The following is an 18,398-nucleotide window of genomic DNA, read 5'->3' on the forward strand; positions in this document are numbered from 1 at the left end:
GTCACCCCGCGCGGGGTGACCGGCCCTCCGGTGCACAGCTGGGTGCTCAGGCCGTGGCTCAGGCGTCCTCGGACGAGGCCGGGGCCTCGCCGTGAGACTCGCTGGCCGCGGCGAGCTGGTCGGACTCGGGCGTGCCCTGGCCCTCCTCGACGTCGCTGCGGCGGCGACGGGTGCGCGAGCGGGGGCGGCGGTCGCCGTCGCCCTCGCCACGCTCGTCGGACCGCTCGCGACGGGGACCGCGGTCACCGTTGCGCTCGCCACCACGGTCGCCGTTGCGGTCACCACGGTCTCCACCGCGGTCGCTACGCTCGCCACCACGGTCGCTCCGCTCCGGGCGGGACGACTTGGACTCCTCGGCAGCGGCGGCGTTGGCGGCCTCCTGCTCCTCGGTGAGGACGGCACCCAGCGAGAGCTTGCCGCGCGGGTCGACCTCCTTGAGCTCGACCTGGACCTTCTGGCCCACGGCGAGGACGTCCTCGACCGCGTCGATGCGCTTGCCGCCGACGAGCTTGCGCACCTCGGAGATGTGCAGCAGACCGTCCTTGCCCGGCAGCAGCGACACGAACGCCCCGAAGGTCGTGGTCTTGACGACCGTCCCCAGGAAGCGCTCGCCCACCTCGGGCATCTGCGGGTTGGCGATGGCGTTGACGGCCGCGCGGGCCGCCTCGGCCGACGGACCGTCGGTCGCGCCGATGTAGACCGTGCCGTCGTCCTCGATGGAGATGTCGGCGCCGGTCTCCTCCTGGATCTGGTTGATCATCTTGCCCTTGGGCCCGATGACCTCGCCGATCTTGTCGACCGGGACCTGGACGGCGATGACGCGCGGGGCGTAGGGGCTCATCTCGTCCGGCACGTCGATGGCCTCGGCCATGACGTCCAGGATGTGCAGGCGAGCGTCGCGGGCCTGGGTGAGCGCGCCACCGAGCACCGAGGCGGGGATGCCGTCGAGCTTGGTGTCGAGCTGGATGGCCGTGACGAACTCCTTGGTGCCGGCGACCTTGAAGTCCATGTCGCCGAAGGCGTCCTCGGCACCGAGGATGTCGGTGAGCGCGGCGTACTGCGTCTCGCCGTCGATCTCCGCGGAGACCAGGCCCATCGCGATGCCCGCGACGGCGGCGCGCAACGGCACACCGGCGTTGAGCAGCGACAGGGTGGACGCGCAGACCGAGCCCATCGAGGTCGAGCCGTTGGAGCCGAGGGCCTCGGACACCTGACGGATCGCGTAGGGGAACTCCTCGCGGGTCGGCAGCACCGGCATGAGCGCGCGCTCGGCGAGGGCGCCGTGGCCGATCTCGCGACGCTTGGGCGAGCCCACGCGGCCGGTCTCGCCGGTGGAGAACGGCGGGAAGTTGTAGTTGTGCATGTAGCGCTTGCGCGAGACGGGCGACAGCGAGTCGATCTGCTGCTCCATGCGGAGCATGTTGAGCGTGGTCACGCCCATGATCTGGGTCTCGCCGCGCTCGAAGATCGCGGAGCCGTGCACGCGGGGCAGGACCTCGACCTCGGCGGACAGGGCGCGGATGTCCGCGAGCCCACGGCCGTCGATGCGGACCTTGTCGCGCAGGATGCGCTCGCGGACGAGCTTCTTCTGCACGGCGCGGTAGGCCGCGGAGATCTCCTTCTCACGCCCGTGCAGCGGCTGGTGCTCGGCACCCAGCTCGCCCTTGAGGCGGTCCTTGAGCGCGTCGAGCTTGTCCTCGCGCTCCTGCTTGCCGGCGATGGCCAGCAGGTCCTTGAGCTCGGCCTCGACGGCCTCGGCGACGGCCGAGTAGGCGTCGTCCTCGTAGTCGAGGAAGATCGGGAAGTCCTGGACCGGCTTGGCGGCCTGCGCGGCCAGCTCGGCCTGCGCGGTGCACAGCACGTCGATGAACTTCTTGGCGGCCTCGAGGCCCTCGGCGACGACCTCCTCGGTCGGCGCCTGCTTGCCCTCGGTCTTGACGAGGTCCCAGGTGTTGTCGGTGGACTCGGCCTCGACCATCATGATGGCGACGTCGTCCTGGCCGTCCTTGGTGGTGACCTTGCGACCGGCCACGACCATGTCGAACACCGAGCGCTCGATGTCGGAGAAGTTGGGGAACGCGACCCACTGGCCGTCGATCAGCGAGACGCGGACGCCACCGATCGGGCCGGAGAACGGCAGGCCGGAGATCTGCGTGGACGCGGACGCCGCGTTGATGGCGAGCACGTCGTACTGGTGGTCGGGGTGCATCGACAGGACCGTGATGACGACCTGGACCTCGTTGCGCAGACCCTTCTTGAAGGTCGGGCGCAGGGGGCGGTCGATCAGGCGGCAGGTGAGGATCGCGTCGGTGCCGGGGCGGCCCTCGCGACGGAAGAACGAGCCGGGGATGCGGCCCGCGGCATACATGCGCTCCTCGACGTCGACCGTGAGGGGGAAGAAGTCGAACTGGTCCTTGGGGGACTTGCCGGCGACCGTGGTCGACAGCAGGGTGGTCTCGTCGTCGAGGTAGGCGGTCACGGAGCCGCCGGCCTGCTTGGCGAGGCGGCCGGTCTCGAACCGGATCGTGCGGGTACCGAACCGACCGTTGTCGATCGTGGCCTCGGTGAACGTGATGTCTGGACCCTCCATGGGTCCTCCTTGTCTTCGCTTCGTCGCTGACCACATCGTCGTTGTGCGGCAGCGTGTCTTCGATCTGTGGGTGCGCGGCGTCTGACGCCGTCACTCACGATACGGGCTTATGAAGTTGTCATCTCGCAGGTACGCCGGAGGGAGCGGTCCCCTGATCACTCAGGAGCCGCTCCCTCCGGTGCACGACGAGAGTTATCGACGCAGACCCAGACGCTTGATCAGCGCACGGTAGCGCTCGATGTCGGTCGCCTCGAGGTAGCGCAGCATGCGCTTGCGACGGCCGACGAGCAGCAGCAGACCACGACGGGAGTGGTGGTCGTGCTTGTGCGCCCGCGAGTGCTCGGTGAGGTCCTTGATGCGCTGCGTCAGCATCGCGATCTGCACCTCGGGGGAGCCGGTGTCGCCCTCGTGCGTGGCGTACTCGGTCATGATGGTCTTCTTGACGTCTGCTTCCAACGGCATGGAGCGACTCCTTCTCCTAGCAGCGCGGTGCCCCCGGGCTCATCCCGAGGGCGCTCTTGATCCGCGGCCGGTCCACGGCAGAGACCCACGTTACCAGCCGTGCTCATGCGGCCCTAATCGGGCGGTCGTCCCGTATGACGCTCCCGGGCGCCCTGGACGGGCCCGTCTCCCTGCAGCGTGTAGCACACCGCGCACGCTCGGTGATGACTATAGTTACTTTCGACCCGCAGGGGGATGAAACGGGATGTGCCGGGAAGACCCCGCACGTGTCCCACCAGCCCCACCAGTCCGGTTCCGACCCGCACCGACAGGCCACCCATGACCAGCGCGATCCCCGAGGTGATGAACACCGCCGTCGGTGACCGCTCGGCGACCGGGCACGCACCGCCGCCCCCCTGGGCGAACACCCCGGCCTATCGCGCCTACACCGTGGTGGCGGCGGCCCTCGGGGTGGCGTCCTTCGCACTCACCCTGCGATTCCCCGGCCAGGTGCTCCCCACGTCCACCGCCTACGTCGCAGGGTGCGTGATCGTCCTCGTGGTGGTGGTCACGCTCATCCTGCGCGGCGTCCGCGTGCCCGGGACGCTCGTCGGGGACCTGCCGGAGGCACTGCTCACCACCCCCCTGCTCGTGGTCGCCCCGCACTGGGGGTACGTCTCCGCCACCTGCGCGGTCACGCTGTGGACCTGCCTGCGCTGGCGCATCACCGCGCTCGACACCACCTTCAACGTCGGCATCGCCGCGGTCTCCAGCGGCACCGCGACCGGCGTCTACCACCTCGCCGGCGGCGCCGCACCGTTCGCGATGACCTGGCACGTGCTGCTCGCCGCGCTGGCCGGCGTCCTCGCGCAGTACGTCCTCAGCGAGGTCGCCGTCTGGATCGGCTGCGTCCTCGACGGCAAGCGCGAGCACGCCCCGACGCTCACCAGCTCCGTCACGCGGGTCGTGCCGCAGCTCATGGCCATCGGGCTCGCGTCGTGCTCTGTCGCGCTCGGCGCCCAGGGCACCTTGCTGGGGGCGCTGCTCGGCCACGCCCTGCTCGCCATCGTCCTCGTGCACCTGTCCGTCCAGGGGCGGTCGGCCAACCAGCGCTGGATCGCCGAGCAGCTCTACACCGCCAGCGAGCGGCTCCGCGGCCAGAGCGAGGTGGACGACGTCCCGCAGGTCCTCGCCGACGAGCTCGCGGCGCTGTGGCAGACCCACGAGTGGACCGTCACCGAGCAGCCCAGCCGGGGACAGGAGGCCTATCGCATCACGGGCGACCGGTACATCGCCCTCGCGCCGGGACGCGCCGTCCTGCCCGGACCCACCCGGCAGGCGTCGGCCGCGCTCGTGGAGACGGCTGCGGACGTCATGCGCTCGCTCGAGTTCGAGCGTGAGCTGCGCAGGCGCGCCACCCGGGACGCCCTGACCGGGCTGGGCAACCGTCACCGGTTGTGGGACGCGCTCGACGAGCGCCTGCCGGCCGCAGGCCGGGGCGCCCCCCTGGCGCTCATGTCGCTCGACCTGGACACCTTCAAGGCCATCAACGACACCTACGGTCACGTCGTCGGGGACCACCTGCTCAGCGCCGTGGCGCAACGACTCACCGAGCACTGCGGACCCGACGACGTCCTCGCCCGCATGGCCGGCGACGAGTTCGTCATCCTGTGCGACGCCCCTGAGCCGGGCGAGGCCGTGCGCCGTGCCCACGGGCTGCAGCACGCCATCTCCGAGCCGTTCACCCTCGACCAGAACGTGCTCAACGTGACCTGCTCCATCGGGGTGCACCACGTCTCGCAGCCCACCACGCGCGCCAACGCCCTGTCCGCGGCCGACGCGGCGCTGACCCGCGCCAAGAAGTCCGGCCGCGGCACCGTCACCATGGCCACCCAGGAGATCGTGCTCGAGGCGCGCCGCCTGCTGCGCCTCGACGCCGAGCTGCGCGCCGCCATGCACCACGGCGAGTTCACCCTGCACTACCAGCCGATCGTGGAGGCGGCCAGCGGCGAGACCTTCGCGGTCGAGGCCCTGCTCCGCTGGGAGCGCGACGGCGTCATGCAGATGAGCCCCGGGGACTTCGTGCCCTACGCCGAGGAGTCCGGGCTCATCTCGACGATCGGCCTGTGGGTGATGCGCCGCGCCTGCCTGCAGGTCAACGCCTGGAACCGCGCGAACCGCCCGGACCGGCCGCTGCGGGTGACCGTCAACATCTCGACGGTCCACATCGCCCAGCCCACCTTCGTCGACGACGTCCGGCAGATCCTCGAGGAGACCGGGTTCCCGCCCGAGCTGCTCATCCTCGAGGTGACCGAGACCTTCGCGACCCTCGACCTCGCGGCCTCCGTGTGCATCGGCAACGCGCTGAGCGAGGTGGGCGTCTCGCTCTGGCTCGACGACTTCGGGACGGGCTACTCCTCCCTGGAGTACCTCCGCCAGCTCCCCGTGGAGGTCGTCAAGCTGGACCGGTCCTTCCTCACGGACATCAGCAGCGACGCGAGCGCCCGGCGCTTCATCGCCTCGATCGTGCAGCTCTGCCGCTCGATCGGGCGCGAGCCCCTCGCCGAGGGGGTGGAGCAGGAGCAGCAGCGCAAGGTCCTGCTCGACCTGGGCTGCTCGGCGATGCAGGGCTACCTGTTCGCCCGTCCCGTCCCCATCGAGCACCTCGTCGACGCCGTCCGGCCGTCCGGCCAGCACTCCCGCGACGCCGGCGGCGGCCGCAGCGCCTGAGCCTGGGCCTGAGCCCCAGCCCGTATGCCGGGAGGCGGGTCCCCGCGATGGGGCGACCCGCCTCCCGGCATACGGCATCCGGCCAGTGAGGGCCGACCCGTCAGAGGTTGATCATGTGACCCGCGATGCCGTGCAGGGCCTCCTTGACCGCCTCGCCCAGCGTCGGGTGGGCGAAGACCACGCGCGATGCCTCGTCGGCGGTGAGGTCCCAGGTCTGGGCGACGTTGAGCGCCGGGAGGAGCTCGGTGACGTCCGGGCCGATCAGGTGGGCGCCGAGGATCTCGTTGTACTTGGCGTCGGCGACGATCTTGACGAAGCCGACCGCGTCGCCGAGGCCCATGGCCTTGCCGTTGGCGGAGAACGGGAAGGACGCGGTCTTGACCTCGTGGCCGGCGTCCTTGGCCTGCTGCTCCGACAGGCCCATGGAGCCGATCTGCGGGTGGCAGTAGGTGGCTCGCGGGATGAAGCGGTAGTCGATCGGCATCGTCTCGGCGCCGGCGATGGTCTCGGCGGCGACGATGCCCTGGGCCTCGGCGACGTGGGCGAGCATCAGCTTGGCGGTGACGTCACCGATGGCGTAGACGCCGTCGACGTTGGTGCGCAGGTAGTCGTCGACCTCGATCGCGCCGCGCTCGGTGAGCGTGACGCCCACGGCGTCCAGGCCGTAGCCCTCGGTGCGCGGGGCGAAGCCGATGGCGGACAGGAGCTTGTCGGCCTCGAGGACCTGCTGGTCGCCGCCCTTGGCCGGGCTGACCGTGACCTTGACGCCGGAGCCGGTGTCCTCCACGGACTCGACCTTGGTGCCGAGCATGACCTTGACGCCGAGCTTCTTGTAGTGCTTGAGCAGCTCCTTGGACACGTCCGCGTCCTCGGTCGGGACCATGCGGTCCAGGAACTCCACGATCGTCACGTCGACGCCGAAGTTCTTCATGACATAGGCGAACTCGACGCCGATGGCGCCGGACCCGGCGATGATGATCGAGCCGGGGAGCTCGTCGGTGAGGATCTGCTCCTCGTAGGTCACGACGTTCTTGGAGACCTCGACGCCGGGGAGCATGCGGGTCACCGCGCCGGCCGCGATGATCAGGTTGTCGAAGCTGATGCTCTTGCTGGAGCCGTCCTCGGCCTTGACGTCCATCGACCTCGGCCCGGTCAGGGTGCCCCAGCCGTCGATCTCGGTGATCTTGTTCTTCTTCATCAGGAAGTGGACACCCTTGACGATGCCCGCGGACACCTGGCGGCTGCGCGCGTGGGTGGGGCCGTAGGACATCGTGGCGTCGCCCTTGATGCCGTACTTCTTCTTGTCGTGCTGCAGGGTGTGCGCCAGCTCGGCGTTCTTGAGCAGCGCCTTGGACGGGATGCACCCGACGTTGAGGCACACACCGCCCCAGTACTTCTTCTCGACGACCGCGACCTTCTTGCCGAGCTGAGCCGCTCGGATCGCCGCGACATAACCACCGGGGCCTGCACCCAGGACCACCACATCGAAGTCAGCCATGGGTCCTACCCTACCCATTCCGCGCAGGGCGTCGTCGTGCCTCGCGGTGCATAACGATCCACCACCATTGGGGCTCGATGACCCGCGTGGTCCTACCTCTGCGGGGTGCCAGGTCGCTAGCGTCACGAGCGGGCGTCCGCCGCCCATCACTCCCCCGACCACCCTCCAGGGCAGCCGGAGCACATCGAGAAAGACAGGAAACCCGGATGACCGTCACCGACGACCGCGTCCGCGCCGTGCGGAACGATCCCGACCTGCCCCCCGTGGCCGTCGAGGAGCCGTTCAGCCCGTCGCCCGTCAAGAAGGGCGTCCTCGCCCTCATCGCCCTGGCTGCCGCCATCGGCTGGGTCATGCTGGCCCTGGTGCGCGGCGAGCACGTCAACGCCGTCTGGTTCGTGCTCGCGGCCGTCGGCAGCTATGTCATCGCCCTCACGTTCTACGCCCGGCTGATCGAGTACAAGGTCCTGCGGCCGCGCGACACCCGCGCCACCCCGGCCGAGGAGCTGAGCAACGGCAAGGACTTCATGCCGACCGACCGTCGGGTGCTGTTCGGCCACCACTTCGCCGCGATCGCCGGCGCCGGCCCGCTCGTCGGGCCGGTCCTGGCCTCGCAGATGGGCTACCTGCCCGGCACGCTGTGGATCATCCTCGGCGTCGTCTTCGCCGGCGCCGTCCAGGACTACATGGTCCTGCACATCTCGATCCGTCGCCGGGGGCGCTCGCTCGGCCAGATGGCCCGCGACGAGCTCGGCCCGATCGGCGGCTGGGCCGCCATCCTCGGCGTGCTGTCGATCATGATCATCCTCATCGCCGTCCTCGGCATCGTGGTCATCGGCGCCCTCGCCGAGTCGCCGTGGGGCGTGTTCTCCATCGCCATGACCATCCCGATCGCGCTCCTCATGGGCGTCTACCTGCGGTTCCTGCGACCGGGCAAGGTCAACGAGGTCTCGGTCATCGGCGTGGCTCTGCTGCTGCTGGCCGTCGTCTCGGGCTCCTGGGTCGCCGACTCATCCTGGGGAGCCTCGCTGTTCACGCTGTCCCCGCGGGCGCTCGCGCTGTGGCTGTGCGTCTACGGCTTTGCCGCGTCTGTGCTGCCGGTGTGGCTGCTCCTGGCGCCTCGCGACTACCTCTCGACCTTCATGAAGGTCGGCACCATCGCCGTCCTCGCGCTCGGCATCGTCCTCACCGCCCCGCAGATCCAGATGCCCGCGGTGACCCAGTTCGCGCAGACCGGGACCGGCCCGGCGTTCGCGGGCAGCCTGTTCCCGTTCCTGTTCATCACCATCGCCTGCGGGTCCATCTCCGGCTTCCACGCACTCATCAGCTCCGGCACGACACCCAAGCTGATCGAGAAGGAGTCGCAGGCCCGGATCATCGGCTACGGCGGCATGCTGACCGAGTCGTTCGTCGCGATCATGGCGCTCATCACCGCCTGCATCCTCGACCAGCACCTGTACTTCGTCATGAATGCGCCCAAGGGCGTCACCGGCGGCACCCCCGAGACCGCGGCGGCGTGGGCCAACACCCTGCCGCTGCACTCCCCCGGCGGCGGGGCGCTCGAGCCCGCCACCGCCGGCAAGATCGCCCAGGCGGCGGCGGACGTCCAGGAGAAGTCCATCGTCTCTCGCACGGGCGGCGCTCCGACGCTGGCCTTCGGGATGTCGCAGGTCATGTCCTTCTTCGGCGGCGCCGGCATGAAGGCCTTCTGGTACCACTTCGCCGTGATGTTCGAGGCGCTGTTCATCCTCACGACCATCGACGCCGGCACCCGTGTCGCCCGCTTCATGTTCTCCGACGCGATCGGCAACATCCCCGGCCTGGGGAAGTTCAAGGACCCGTCCTGGCGCGTCGGTGCCTGGGTCTGCTCGGCGATCGTCGTCATCGGCTGGGGCTCGATCCTGGTCATGGGCGTCACCGACCCGCTCGGCGGCATCAACACGCTGTTCCCGCTCTTCGGCATCGCCAACCAGCTGCTCGCCTGCATCGCCCTGTGCCTGGTCTTCACCGTCGTGATGAAGATGGGGCTGTTCCGCTGGGCCTGGATCCCGGGCCTGCCGCTCGTGTGGCTGCTGACGGTGACGCTCTCGGCGTCGTACCAGAAGATCTTCAGCAGCAACCCCGCCATCGGCTACTGGGCCAACCACGACAAGTACGTCAAGGCCCACGAGGCGGGCAAGGTCGTCGCCCCCGCGAAGTCGGCCGGCGACATGGAGGCCGTCATCCGCAACACGGTCGTCCAGGAGGTGCTCTCGGTCCTGTTCGCGGTCCTCGTGATCATGGTCGTCGTCGCGACCATCTGGACCGCGATCAAGGCGTTCCGCGCCGGCGGTCTCCCCACGAGCGAGGAGGAGGACGTCCCGTCCCGTATCTTCGCCCCCAAGGGCTTCCTGCCGACCCCCGCGGAGAAGGCGGTCTACGCTGAGTGGAAGGCCGCTGGCCTCGACCCCTCACCCCAGGGTGTCCACCACTGACGGAGGGCATCACGTGCAGACGCTCGGCAAGACTCTCAGCACCGCCCGGTGGTACTGGCGTGGCGTGACCGGCGCGGACGCCTACGAGCGCTACGTCGACCACCTGCGTCGGACCCACCCCGGTGCCCCGATCCCCACGGAGCGGGACTTCTGGCGGCAGAAGTACGCCGACCAGGAGCGCAACCCCACCAGCCGTTGCTGCTGAGCAGCGGCCCCGGCCGACGGCCCGTCACCCGCGAGGGTGGCGGGCCGTCCGGCATACTGGCCCGATGCCTGGGAGCGCACGAGAGTCCGCGTCCGGCCGGCGCACCGCCATGCGCCGGCGCCGGGTCGCGGAGCAGTACACCGCGGACGTCGAGGCCTATGTCGCTGCCGGTGGCGACGAGCTGGTCCAGCGGGTCATCACGGCGGTCAACCGCCTCGCCAAGCAGCTGGACCGGTGGTATGACGCCCAGCTCGTCGACGTGGACCTGACGACCGGCGAGTGGGCCGTCCTGACCCGTCTCGCCACCGCGCGCGGCGAGACGCTGACGCCTAGCCAGCTCGCCGAGCAGACGTCGGTGGCGCCCTCGTCGATGACCCACCGCCTGGACAAGATGGTCGACAAGGGGCTGGTGTCGCGCGACCCCGACCCGGACAACCGCTCGCGCGTGCTGATCACGCTGTCCCGCGCCGGGTGGGAGAAGTTCCGCGAGACCATCCAGGCCGCCGACCTGGTCGAGTCTGACGTGCTCGCCGTCCTCACGCAGGAGCAGCGCCACCAGCTGGCGGCGCTGCTCGACCTGCTCATGGCGGGGATCGACGACCTGGGCGACCCGATGGCCCCGGAGTCGTCGACCGGCTAGAGCGCGCTCAGGTGCCCTGCCCCGCGAACCAGATGCCGATCTCGCGCTCGGCCGACTCCGGGGAGTCCGAGCCGTGGACGATGTTCTTCTGCACGCCCGGGCCCCAGTCGCGCCCGAGGTCGCCGCGGATCGTGCCGGGCGCGGCCTTGGTGGGGTCGGTGGCGCCGGCCAGCGACCGGAAGCCCTCGATGCAGCGGTCGCCCTCGACGACGGCAGCGGTGACGGAGCCGGAGGACATGAACTCCAGCAGCGGCTCGTAGAACGGCTTGCCCTCGTGCTCGGCGTAGTGCTGCGCCAGGCGCTCGCGGTCGGGCGTGAGGATCTGCAGCTGGGCCAGCGTGTAGCCCTTGGCCTCGATGCGGCGCAGCACCTCGCCGGTGAGTCCGCGCTCGAACCCGTCCGGCTTGACGAGGACGAGGGTGCGCTCGGTGGTGGTCTCAGTCATGGCCACACCCTATCGACCGCCCGAGCCCGCCGTCCGCCCCGCCGGCGGCCGAGGCATCGACCGGCCTTCGTCCCCCAGGCGGGTGTGACGAAGGCCGGTCGATCTGCGATCGGTGGCGGCGATCTGCGCTCGGTGGCGGCGTCCGGCGTCGGTGGCGGCATCCGGCGTCGGTGGCGGCGTCCGGCGTCGGTGGCGCGCTGCAGCACGCCACACAGGCTGGGGGCACCCACGCGCGCCAGAACCCGCCATGCACGCGGGAGATCGCCGCGCACGCGTGCGGACGGGCTCAGGTGGCGGAGGTGCCGGTGCTGCGCTCGGCGTCGTGCCGGAGACATGCCTCGTCCGCGAGGTCGTCGATCTTGCGGCCCTGCACCAGGGCGACGACCCACAGGCCGCAGAAGATCACGAACACCCAGAACATCATCGGGACCACGAGCGCCGACACGAGCGTGGCCAGGTGCAGGAACCAGCCGAGGGTCACGCCCCAGGGGCGACGCAGCATCCCGGCGTCGACGATGCACAGCACCGCCAGGATCGAGCCGGCGACCAGCCAGGTCGTGCCCGATCCTCCCTCGGCGCGGTCCAGCGACATCGCGACCAGCGCGCCGAAGAAGACGACGACCGACTCGGACGCGATGACCGCGGAGAGCAGACGTCGGGTGAGGGCACGCGGGACGCCGTGGAGCATCAGACCCTTCATGCGCTCGTCACCCCCAGGAGCATGCGGGTCTCGGCGGCAGTGGTCACCGAGCCGGTGACCACGACCCCGGCTCCGGCTCCGCCGGCCATGGCGTCGGCCTCGGCGAGCGCCGCGGCCTGCTCGAGCGCGTCCGGCAGGGACTCGACGACCGTGACCCGGTCGTCGCCGAAGATCTCGCGGGCCAGCCGTCCGAGGGCCCTCGGCGAGAGGGCCCGTGGTGACGTCGAGCGCGTGACGACGACCTCGTCGAAGGCCGGCTCCAGCTCCTCGAGGATGCCGAGCACGTCCTTGTCCTCGAGGATCGCGAGGACCCCGACGAGGCGGGTGAAGGCGAACGAGTCGCTGAGCGCGAGGCGCAACGACCGGGCCCCCTGGGGGTTGTGCGCGGCGTCCACGATGACGGTGGGGCTGCGACGCACGATCTCCAGGCGCCCGGGCGAGCTGGCCCGGGCGAAGGCCGCGCGGACGACCTCGGGGTCCAGCGCCTGCTCGCCCCCACCGATGAAGGCCTCGACCGCCGCCACCGCCAGCGCGGCGTTGCCCGCCATGTGCTCGCCGTAGAGGGGAAGGAGGATGTCGGGGTACTCCCCCGCCAGCCCCTTGATCGTGAGGAGCTGGCCCCCGACCGCCTGGTCGCGAGCGACGACCTCGAGCTCCTGCCCGGCCCAGGCGATCTGGGCGCCGACCTGCTCGGCCCGCTCGACCAGGACCTCGACGACCTCGGGCTCCTGCTCGGCGCTGATGGTGATGGCGCCCGCCTTGATGATCCCGGACTTCTCGGAGGCGATGTCCTCCAGGGTGTCGCCGAGGAACTTCTGGTGGTCGATGCCGATCGGGGTGATGACGCTGACCTGACCGTCGGCGACGTTGGTGGCGTCCCAGCTGCCGCCGAGCCCCACCTCGACGACCGCGACATCCACGGGTGCGTCGGCGAAGGCGGCATACGCGACGGCCACGATGACCTCGAAGTAGCCCATGGGCCGGCCGCCCTCGGCGACGCTGCGCCCGTCGACCATCTCGACGAACGGCAGGACGTCGTCGTAGGCCGCGACGAAGCGCTCCGGGCTGATCGGCTGACCGCCGATGGCGATCCGCTCCCGTATGTCGTGCAGGTGCGGCGACGTGAATCGCCCTGTCGTCAGGCCGTGCTCGGTCAGCAGCGTCTCGATCAGCCGGGTGGTGCTCGTCTTGCCGTTGGTGCCCGTCAGGTGGATCACCGGGAACGTCCGCTGCGGGTCGCCGAGCAGCTCCATGACCGCCTGGATGCGGTCGAGCGAGGGGGTGACGTCGTTCTCGGGGATGCGCCCGAGGATGTCCCGCTCGATCTCGCGCATCCGCTTGGCCGTCGCGAGCCGCTCGGCGGCGTCGCGCTGCGCGGCGTCGGGGCGACCGCTGCGGGCCACGGCGCGCTCGCCCGGGCCCAGCGGGTCCAGACCCATCAGCTCGTTGAGGTCCTCGTTGCCCGAGAGGTCGACGGCGTCGTGGCCGTCCATCCCCTCGGCGTCGTCGTGATCGTCATGGCGGTGGTTGTTCACGAGAGCCTCTTCACCAGGATGCGTGCGTGGTAGCCGTCGCCGACCTCGACCTCGGTGACGCCGTCACCGTCGATCGCGAGCAGGTTGGGCGCGGAGCCGAACTGGCTGGCCAGGGTCTCCTCGACGAGCAGGTCCTGGTGGTGGACCGTCGCGTCGTAGACCTCCTGGGCGCCGGTGACCGTCAACGAGATCCGGTCGGACACCTCGAAGCCGGCGTCGCGACGGGCCTGCTGGACGGCGCGGACGAGGTCGCGGGCCACGCCCTCGCGGGCGAGCTCGGGGGTGACCTCGGTGTCGAGGACCACGAAGCCGCCGCCGGGCAGCATGGCCGTCGCGTGGTGGTCCGGGCCGTCGCCGGCGCTGACCGTCTCGAGCGTGAACTCGCCGTCGTGCAGCGCGAGCCCACCGGCGGTGACGACGCCGTCGGCGACGACCGACCAGTCGCCGGACTTCGAGCCCTTGATGGCGCGCTGCACGTCCTTGCCGAGCCGGGGACCGGCCGCGCGCGCGTTGACGGTGAGGCGCTGCGAGATGCCGAAGTCCTCCTCGCTGACCTCACCCACGTCCCGCAGCGTGACCGCGCGGACGTTGACCTCGTCCTTGACGATGTCGGCGAAGGCGGCGAGACCGGCGGCGTCCTCGGTGACCACGGTGAGGTCGGCGAGGGGCAGGCGGACGCGGAGGTTCTGGGCCTTGCGCAGCGAGGACGCCACCGAGCAGATGTCCCGGGCGCGGTCCATGCGCGCGACCAGCTCGTGGTCGCTCGGCAGCTGCGTGGCGTCCGGCCAGTCGGCCAGGTGCACCGAGCGGCCGCCGGTGAGGCCGCGCCAGATCTCCTCGGTGACCAGCGGCAGCAGCGGCGCGCAGGTGCGGGTGACGACCTCGAGGCAGGTGTAGAGCGTGTCGAACGCCTGCGTGGTCGCCTCGCGGTCGGCCCCGCCGGTGTCCCAGAAGCGCTCCCGCGAGCGGCGGACGTACCAGTTCGTCAGCACGTCCAGGAAGCCGCGCATGGTCTCGCAGGCGGACGCGACGTCATACGCGTCCATCTGCTGTTGCATCGCCTCCACGAACTCCCGCAGCTTGGCCAGCAGGTAGCGGTCGAGCAGGTCCGTGGAGCCGGTGGACCAGCGCGCCTCGTAGCCGCGCCCGCCGTCGAAGGCGTTGGCGTAGAGCGTGAAGAAGTACCACGTGTTCCACAGCGGGATGAGGACCTGGCGGACCCCGTCGCGGATGCCCTTCTCGGTGACGATGAGGTTGCCGCCGCGCAGGATCGGGCTGGACATCAGGAACCAGCGCATCGCGTCGGCGCCGTCCCGGTCGAACACCTCCGACACGTCGGGGTAGTTGCGCAGCGACTTGCTCATCTTGGCGCCGTCGGAGCCGAGCACGATGCCGTGGGACACGCAGGAGGAGAACGCCGGTCGGTCGAACAGCGCCGTCGCCAGTACGTGCAGCGTGTAGAACCAGCCGCGGGTCTGACCGATGTACTCGACGATGAAGTCGCCCGGGAAGTGGTGCTCGAACCACTCGGCGTTCTCGAAGGGATAGTGCACCTGGGCGAAGCTCATCGACCCGGAGTCGAACCACACGTCGAGGACGTCCTCGACCCGGCGCATCGTGCTGCGGCCCGTGGGGTCGTCGGGGTTGGGCCGGGTCAGCTCGTCCACGAAGGGACGGTGCAGGTCGGGGTCGCCCTCGTGGTTGCGCGGGACGCGCCCGAAGTCGCGCTCGATCTCCTCGAAGGACCCGTAGACGTCGATGCGCGGGTACTCCGGGTTGTCGGAGCGCCACACGGGAACGGGGCTGCCCCAGAAGCGGTTACGCGTGATCGACCAGTCGCGGGCGTTCTCCAGCCACTTGCCGAACTGACCGTGCTTGATGTGCTCGGGGGTCCACGAGATCTGCTCGTTGAGCTCGAGCATGCGGTCCTTGAACTTCGTGACCTCGACGAACCAGCTCGACACGCCCTTGTAGATCAGGGGCTGCCGGCAGCGCCAGCAGTGCGGGTAGGAGTGGTCGTAGGTCTCGCGGCGCACGAGGACGGTGCCCTCGGTGACCGAGCCGGTCTCGCCCTCGCCGCGCGTCGCGGCCTTGAGGTGGTCGATGACGTGCGGGTTGGCGTCGAAGACGAGCATCCCGGCGTAGTCGACGACGGGGTGGGTGAACTGGCCGTCGGGGCCGACGGGCATGACGGCCTCGATGCCCTCGCGGTCGGTGACGACCTTGTCGTCCTCGCCGAACGCGCCGGCGGTGTGCACGAGCCCCGAGCCGTCGGTGGTCGTGACGAACTCCGCCTCGACGATGCGGAAGGCGTTGTCGTGCCCGAGGTAGTAGGAGAACGGCGGCTGGTAGCGGTGCCCGGCGAGCTCGGACCCCTTGAGCCGCTTGACGACCAGCGACGCGACGTCTCCCTTGGGGTCGCCGGTCAGCTCCCGGGCGTATGACGCCAGCCGGGCCTCGGCGAAGACGTAGCGCTCGCTGCGCCCGGTCGGCACGTCCGACTCGACCACGACGTAGTCGATGTCGCCGCCGACCATGATCGCGAGGTTGGACGGCAGGGTCCACGGCGTGGTGGTCCAGACGACCGCGAGCGCCCCGTCGAGGTCGTCGTCCGGGCCGTCGCCCTCGATCCGCAGGCCCACCGTCACGGCCGGGTCCTGGCGCACCTGGTAGACGTCGTCGTCCATGCGCAGCTCGTGGTTGGACAGCGGGGTCTGGTCGTTCCAGCAGTAGGGCAGGACGCGGAAGCCCTCGTAGACGAGCCCCTTGTCGAAGAGCGTCTTGAACGCCCAGATGACGCTCTCCATGTACTCCGGGTTGAGCGTCTTGTAGTCGTTGTCGAAGTCGACCCAGCGGGCCTGGCGGGTGACGTAGTCCTGCCACTCGTCGGTGAAGGTGAGCACAGACTCGCGGCACTTGGCGTTGAACGCGTCGATGCCGAGCTCGACGATCTCTTCCTTGGTCTTGATGCCGAGCTGGCGCATGGCCTCGAGCTCGGCGGGCAGGCCGTGTGTGTCCCAGCCGAAGCGCCGCTCGACGTGCCGGCCGCGCATCGTCTGGTAGCGCGGGACGATGTCCTTGACGTAGCCCGTCAGCAGGTGGCCGTAGTGCGGCAGGCCGTTGGCGAACGGTGGCCCGTCGTAGAAGACGAACTCGTTGGCGCCGTCCTCGCCCACCGGGCGGTTGGCCACGGACGCCTGGAAGGTGCCGTCCTGGTCCCAGTAGCGCAGGATGCGCTCCTCGATCTCCGGGAAGCGCGGGCTCGAGACCACGCCGGACGGCGCGGCGGGCAGCTGCGGATCGGTGGAGACCTGGGGATAGGTCATGGGTGGGGCTCCCTGGGGACGAGTCACGGTGATCTGGACGGTGCTGATCACGAGGACGATCGCGCCGTGCGGCGCTCCCGCGGTGCCACCTCGCTTGCCGGTCGCGGGATCTCGTCATACGGGCTCGTATGACGAACGCGGCCGACCGCTCTGGTCGAAGGCTGTGACGGGCCCGCCCGTCCGGGTCTAGTAGGCGCTCTGCTGGTGGCGGGGCGTCGTTCTTCCGGAGACTCGCCGGTGATAGCGGCTCAGACGTCTGTGGGACCAGTCTATCGGAGACCGCAGACACACCTCGAATCCATACTTTTCGCTACTGTGTGCGAATACTGTCACCCGGCTGCATCTATCGGATCGTGTTGCGCGGCAATAGAATTGGCTCGTCGACGAGGACGTGGCGGGTGACCGGAGGTGGTGGCGGATGGATCTGGAGGAGCTCTGGCGCACGCCCGCCGTGACCGCCGCGATCGAGGACCTCCTCGCGACCGTCTCCGAGGCGTATGCCGTCGCGCAGGCCCGTTCCGGGGTGGCAGCTCTCGCCGCCGACACCCCCGCCCGAGCGACGCTGGCACGCCTGGTCACCGCGGAGCGCGCGGTGGGGCTGCTCTGCGCCGAGAGCCTCGTGGCCCACGAAGGCCTCGTCACGGCGATCGCCGACGAGGTCGAGGTCGAGCAGCAGTCCCTCGGGCGCCGGTCCACCCGGGCGCGGATCCTGGAGGACGCGCGCGTCCTGGCGGGCGACGAGATCGTGGCCGCGACGGGGCTGGGCGTCCACGAGGTCCAGCGCCGCGCACGGGTGGTCACCGCTCCCCCGGCGGTGCGCGAGCGGCTGCTGACGGCGATGCGCACGGGGACCGCGACGCTGCAGCGGGCGACGGCGGTGGTGGACGAGGTGCGCTCGAGCGGCCTCCCCGACGAGGCCGCCGAGCGCGTGGTGGACGGCGTCCTGCGCCCCAAGGCCCGCCGGCACGCGTGCGATCGCAGCGCCGACGCCGTGGTCGGTCACGCGCTGTTCCGCCGGCGGCTGCGGTCGGCGGTGGCCCGCGAGGTCGACGCCCTGCCGGACGCGGAGGAGGCGCGCGCCGCCCGCCTCGCGGACCGCGGCGTCCGCGCGAGCCTCGACGAGCGCGGGGTCGGCCACCTGGGGATCAGCGGCCCCGCTGACCAGGTCGTGGCGGCGCACGAGCGGATCGACACCCTGGCCCGACGCGCCAAGCGGGCCGGCGACGAGCGCACCCTCGACCAGCTGCGGGCCGACGTCGCCCTCCACCTGCTGACCCGCGGGTGGGACGAATCACCTCTGCTGACGGGCGAACCCGTCGCGGCCACCGTCAACGTCCACGTCGGGCTGCTGACCCTGCTCGGGCTGCGGGACGAGCCGGCCGAGATCCCCGGTGTCGGTGTGCTGCCCGCCTCGGTCGCGCGGGACATCGCCCTGCGCCCAGGGGCCGTCTGGCACCGGCTGGTCCACGACCCGGTGACGGGCATCGTGGTGGACCGGACCGCCAGCGGCTACCGCATCCCGGCGGGCATGCGGGACGACGTGCTGGCCCGGGACGTCACCTGCCGGGCCCCGGGGTGCGAGCAGGCGGCGACGCGGTGCGAGCTCGACCACGTGATCCCCTATGGCACGCAGGGCGGGTCGACCTGCGCGGACAACCTCGTCCCGCTCTGCAAGGCCCACCACCAGCGCAAGACCCGACGCCGTTGGTCGCACGCCGTGGGCGACGACGCCGAGGTGACCTTCGTCAGCCGGCTGGGCCAGACCATCACCACCTCGCCCTGGCTGCACCACGACCCACCCGGCCCATCCGCGTCAC

General features: G+C 70.6%; 12 protein-coding genes. 5 read left to right on the forward strand and 7 right to left on the reverse strand.

What is annotated here, in order from left to right; genetic code table 11:
- Nucleotides 1-58: 58 nt before the first annotated feature.
- A complete protein-coding gene (locus B2P18_RS05015; RefSeq protein WP_286956330.1) occupies nucleotides 59-2,590 on the reverse strand; it encodes a polyribonucleotide nucleotidyltransferase in 2,532 nt (843 codons plus the stop codon).
- Between the two features lie 192 nt (nucleotides 2,591-2,782).
- On the reverse strand, nucleotides 2,783-3,052 hold the full coding sequence (gene rpsO, locus B2P18_RS05020) for a 30S ribosomal protein S15 (RefSeq protein ID WP_019284216.1): 270 nt from the start codon (nucleotides 3,050-3,052) through the stop codon (nucleotides 2,783-2,785).
- A 318-nt stretch (nucleotides 3,053-3,370) separates the two neighbouring features.
- On the opposite strand from rpsO, the gene B2P18_RS05025 reads away from it, so the two are divergent.
- Entirely contained in the window at nucleotides 3,371-5,761 is a 2,391-nt protein-coding gene (locus B2P18_RS05025) for a putative bifunctional diguanylate cyclase/phosphodiesterase (protein WP_286956335.1), read from the forward strand.
- A 100-nt stretch (nucleotides 5,762-5,861) separates the two neighbouring features.
- Here B2P18_RS05025 and lpdA read toward each other — a convergent pair whose 3' ends face one another.
- A complete protein-coding gene (gene lpdA / locus B2P18_RS05030) occupies nucleotides 5,862-7,259 on the reverse strand; it encodes a dihydrolipoyl dehydrogenase (RefSeq protein ID WP_286956337.1) in 1,398 nt (465 codons plus the stop codon).
- Between the two features lie 206 nt (nucleotides 7,260-7,465).
- On the opposite strand from lpdA, the gene B2P18_RS05035 reads away from it, so the two are divergent.
- The 3 genes from B2P18_RS05035 to B2P18_RS05045 all read left to right on the forward strand — a co-directional run bounded on the left by B2P18_RS05035 (nucleotide 7,466) and on the right by B2P18_RS05045 (nucleotide 10,575).
- Nucleotides 7,466-9,730, forward strand: coding sequence for a carbon starvation CstA family protein (locus tag B2P18_RS05035; RefSeq protein ID WP_286956338.1), 2,265 nt, complete (start codon nucleotides 7,466-7,468; stop codon nucleotides 9,728-9,730).
- Between the two features lie 13 nt (nucleotides 9,731-9,743).
- Nucleotides 9,744-9,935: a YbdD/YjiX family protein gene (locus B2P18_RS05040; RefSeq protein ID WP_019284212.1), complete on the forward strand. Its 192-nt coding sequence runs from the start codon at nucleotides 9,744-9,746 to the stop codon at nucleotides 9,933-9,935.
- A gap of 64 nt (nucleotides 9,936-9,999) precedes the next feature.
- Entirely contained in the window at nucleotides 10,000-10,575 is a 576-nt protein-coding gene (locus tag B2P18_RS05045) for a MarR family winged helix-turn-helix transcriptional regulator (RefSeq protein ID WP_286956344.1), read from the forward strand.
- Nucleotides 10,576-10,582: 7 nt separating this feature from the next.
- Here the strand turns inward: B2P18_RS05045 and ndk are convergent, their stop codons facing one another.
- From ndk to ileS, 4 genes are all read right to left on the reverse strand, one after another.
- A complete protein-coding gene (gene ndk / locus B2P18_RS05050; protein WP_286956347.1) occupies nucleotides 10,583-11,020 on the reverse strand; it encodes a nucleoside-diphosphate kinase in 438 nt (145 codons plus the stop codon).
- 286 nt (nucleotides 11,021-11,306) lie between these two features.
- The gene (locus tag B2P18_RS05055) at nucleotides 11,307-11,720 is read right to left on the reverse strand and encodes a DUF4233 domain-containing protein (protein WP_286956350.1); all 414 of its coding nucleotides are present in this window, start codon (nucleotides 11,718-11,720) and stop codon (nucleotides 11,307-11,309) included.
- Nucleotides 11,717-13,159, reverse strand: coding sequence for a bifunctional folylpolyglutamate synthase/dihydrofolate synthase (locus tag B2P18_RS05060; RefSeq protein WP_051274061.1), 1,443 nt, complete (start codon nucleotides 13,157-13,159; stop codon nucleotides 11,717-11,719). Before B2P18_RS05060 ends, B2P18_RS05055 begins: the two co-directional genes overlap by 4 nt.
- Before the next feature lie 92 nt (nucleotides 13,160-13,251).
- A complete protein-coding gene (ileS, locus tag B2P18_RS05065; RefSeq protein WP_029211183.1) occupies nucleotides 13,252-16,581 on the reverse strand; it encodes an isoleucine--tRNA ligase in 3,330 nt (1,109 codons plus the stop codon).
- Nucleotides 16,582-16,999: 418 nt separating this feature from the next.
- Between ileS and B2P18_RS05070 the strand changes: the two genes are divergently transcribed.
- Nucleotides 17,000-18,398: HNH endonuclease signature motif containing protein (locus B2P18_RS05070; RefSeq protein ID WP_286956354.1), on the forward strand; the 1,399-nt coding region annotated here is incomplete at its 3' end.

The organism is Arsenicicoccus sp. UBA2120 (assembly GCF_002330965.1).
GTDB classification, from domain to species: Bacteria; Actinomycetota; Actinomycetes; order Actinomycetales; family Dermatophilaceae; genus Arsenicicoccus; species Arsenicicoccus bolidensis.

Coding starts and splice junctions, on each gene's coding strand:
- B2P18_RS05015 (WP_286956330.1), bottom strand. CDS start 2,590: ATGGAGGGTCCAGACATCACGTTCACCGAGGCCACGATCGACAACGGT.
- rpsO (WP_019284216.1), bottom strand. CDS start 3,052: ATGCCGTTGGAAGCAGACGTCAAGAAGACCATCATGACCGAGTACGCC.
- B2P18_RS05025 (WP_286956335.1), top strand. CDS start 3,371: ATGACCAGCGCGATCCCCGAGGTGATGAACACCGCCGTCGGTGACCGC.
- lpdA (WP_286956337.1), bottom strand. CDS start 7,259: ATGGCTGACTTCGATGTGGTGGTCCTGGGTGCAGGCCCCGGTGGTTAT.
- B2P18_RS05035 (WP_286956338.1), top strand. CDS start 7,466: ATGACCGTCACCGACGACCGCGTCCGCGCCGTGCGGAACGATCCCGAC.
- B2P18_RS05045 (WP_286956344.1), top strand. CDS start 10,000: ATGCCTGGGAGCGCACGAGAGTCCGCGTCCGGCCGGCGCACCGCCATG.
- ndk (WP_286956347.1), bottom strand. CDS start 11,020: ATGACTGAGACCACCACCGAGCGCACCCTCGTCCTCGTCAAGCCGGAC.
- B2P18_RS05055 (WP_286956350.1), bottom strand. CDS start 11,720: ATGAAGGGTCTGATGCTCCACGGCGTCCCGCGTGCCCTCACCCGACGT.
- B2P18_RS05060 (WP_051274061.1), bottom strand. CDS start 13,159: ATGGGTCTGGACCCGCTGGGCCCGGGCGAGCGCGCCGTGGCCCGCAGC.
- ileS (WP_029211183.1), bottom strand. CDS start 16,581: ATGACCTATCCCCAGGTCTCCACCGATCCGCAGCTGCCCGCCGCGCCG.